Genomic DNA, 2070 nt, shown 5'->3' on the forward strand with positions numbered 1-2070 from the left:
GCCGTACCGCATCCGTCTTCCGCCAGAACGGCAAGACCAACATCGCCGCCGCCCTCCGCCACACCAGCCGCGACTACACCCGGCCCCTACGAGCCCTCGGCCTCACCTGACGAACCCGGACAGATCTCGATCACGCAATGGCCCTGCCTGCGCAGCAGAGCAGGCAATAGCCGAAACGACCGAACGGCCCGCCAGTCAACCGGCGGGCCATCACGAAACAGCGAGGGCAGACGGCGCGATTTCATTCCGGCCTGCTGATATGTCTCTCGTCGGAAATCGGGCTCCACGCCCAGGGCCCCAGGGAGCATTACCCTGGGACCCTTAGTGATGTGCATCCCGCGATGCGGTCCGTTCACGACGGCCCGGGCAAAGATACGCGCCGCGGGTGCTCGCCAATAGGAGAGTCAGCAGCCCTTCTCAGGACTTACTTGCAGTACAGCTGTACGGGCTCGGTGTCGCTGACCCACTCGTACTCGCTGCCGTTCCAGGTCCAGTAGACCGTACGCAGGCTGTTTCCGCTCTGGGCGGTGGTGTAGTACCTGTCACCCGTGCTCGCCCACTGCCACTCGCCGGACTGGTCGTCGCCGGAGGTGTAGTTGACCAGGCCGTCCCGCCAGTTGGCGTTGTTCGGCTTCGCGTTGTACAGGCCGTACCAGTCCTTGTCGCTCTGCGGGTGCCCTTCGTAGCTGATGACGACCTTGCCCGCTCGGCATTCGGGGGTGACAGCGTCGGGCGTTCCTGCTGCGGAAGCCGGCGCGGCGAGAGCAGCGACGACAGCACCGGTCGCTGCTGCGAAAGCGCATGCCTTACGCATGCTTTCTCCTTCATTGGTGGGGGGTAGATACCTCCACGCTAGATTCCATCCGTAGTCACTGTGAATCACCCAAAAGGGTGGAATGGGGCTGGTAATTACATATGCGATTATCGGCCTATTCCTCACGCTCCCTGCCGAAGCGCCGCTAGATAACGACCTTTGCCACCCCGCAAGCATCGCCATATTCCCCACACGCCCGTGTTGCCATGAACGTTTTCAGCCCGTCATGGAAGCGCTCCGCGTCCTTCACTGTTTCCTGTCGAGGGGTCTTTTGCCTCTTGGTCGCGGGCGCGCACGCCGATGTAACCCCAGGGCCATTGCGTGATCGAGATCTGTCCGGGTTCATCAGGTGAGGCCGAGGGCTCGTAGGGGCCGGGTGTAGTCGCGGCTGGTGTGGCGGAGGGCGGCGGCAATGTTGGTCTTGCCGTTCTGGCGGAAGACGCTGATGGCGAGGTTGCGCAGGCTCGCCATGGTGCGGGGCAGGGCGCCGGTGCGGACCTTGGAGTCGTCCTCGCGGAAGGTGCGGTCCCGCACGTGGTGCAGGAGGTTTTCGATGCCCCAGTGGCCTCTGATCCAGGCGGCGAGCTCAGCCGGGGTAGCGTCGTAGACGTCCAGGCTGGTGATCAGGTAGACGCGCTCGATCGTCAGCTTCCCGGTGCTCAGGTCGCGGCGCCAGCGCACGACTTGGAGGGCCTGGAGGGCGCCGGGATAGTCGAGGTGGCGGAACGCGGCGACCTTGAGCCGACGGATCTCGTCGCGGTGGTGGGCCTTGTCGCGGGTGTGGTGGTCGAGTGGGATCTCGGCCCAGGGAAGCTTCCTGACCTGGGCGTATAGGCCGGGATGGTTCTTCTTGACGATGGCCAGGTAGTGGGCGCCCCGCTTGCGGAGGTAGGCGCCGTGGCCGTGTTGGGTGTGCAGGGCGTCGCCGGTCAGCACGCTGCCGGTGAGGTCGATGACGTCCAGTAGGGGCTGGAAGGCAGGGATCTCGTTGCTCTTGGAGGCGATCTGCCGCTGGGCCAGGACCACGCCGTGGTGGTCCATCGCGGCCAGCAGCTGGATCGCGGTTGTGGTGCGGGTGCGGGAGCCGCGGACGGTCTTGCCGTCGACCGAGATCGCCCGCAGCGCGGGCTTCGAAGGCGGTTCGGACGGTTGCGGTGGTGTTGTTCTGGCCCGCAGGTAAGCGCCGATCGCCGCGTCGAGCGCGTCGCCGTCGATGCGTTGGAGCAGACGACGGATGGTGGCCGGATGCGGTACGG

Annotated in this window: 2 protein-coding genes; both read right to left on the reverse strand. The window is 65.5% G+C overall.

Features of this window, described 5'->3' with window-relative positions; genetic code table 11:
• Nucleotides 1–424: 424 nt before the first annotated feature.
• A complete protein-coding gene (locus tag ABTZ58_RS39990) occupies nt 425–814 on the reverse strand; it encodes a hypothetical protein (protein WP_351368416.1) in 390 nt (129 codons plus the stop codon).
• Nucleotides 815–1159: 345 nt separating this feature from the next.
• The coding region (locus ABTZ58_RS39995; protein ID WP_351368419.1) for an ISAs1 family transposase at nt 1160–2070 on the reverse strand (911 nt) is incomplete at its 5' end.

Origin of the sequence: Streptomyces sp. NPDC094143, assembly GCF_040303825.1 — a bacterium.
Classification (GTDB): Bacteria; Actinomycetota; Actinomycetes; order Streptomycetales; family Streptomycetaceae; genus Streptomyces.

What these genes read in the sequence shown, in the direction of transcription:
- ABTZ58_RS39990 (WP_351368416.1), bottom strand. Translation starts at nt 814, where the DNA reads ATGCGTAAGGCATGCGCTTTCGCAGCAGCGACCGGTGCTGTCGTCGCT.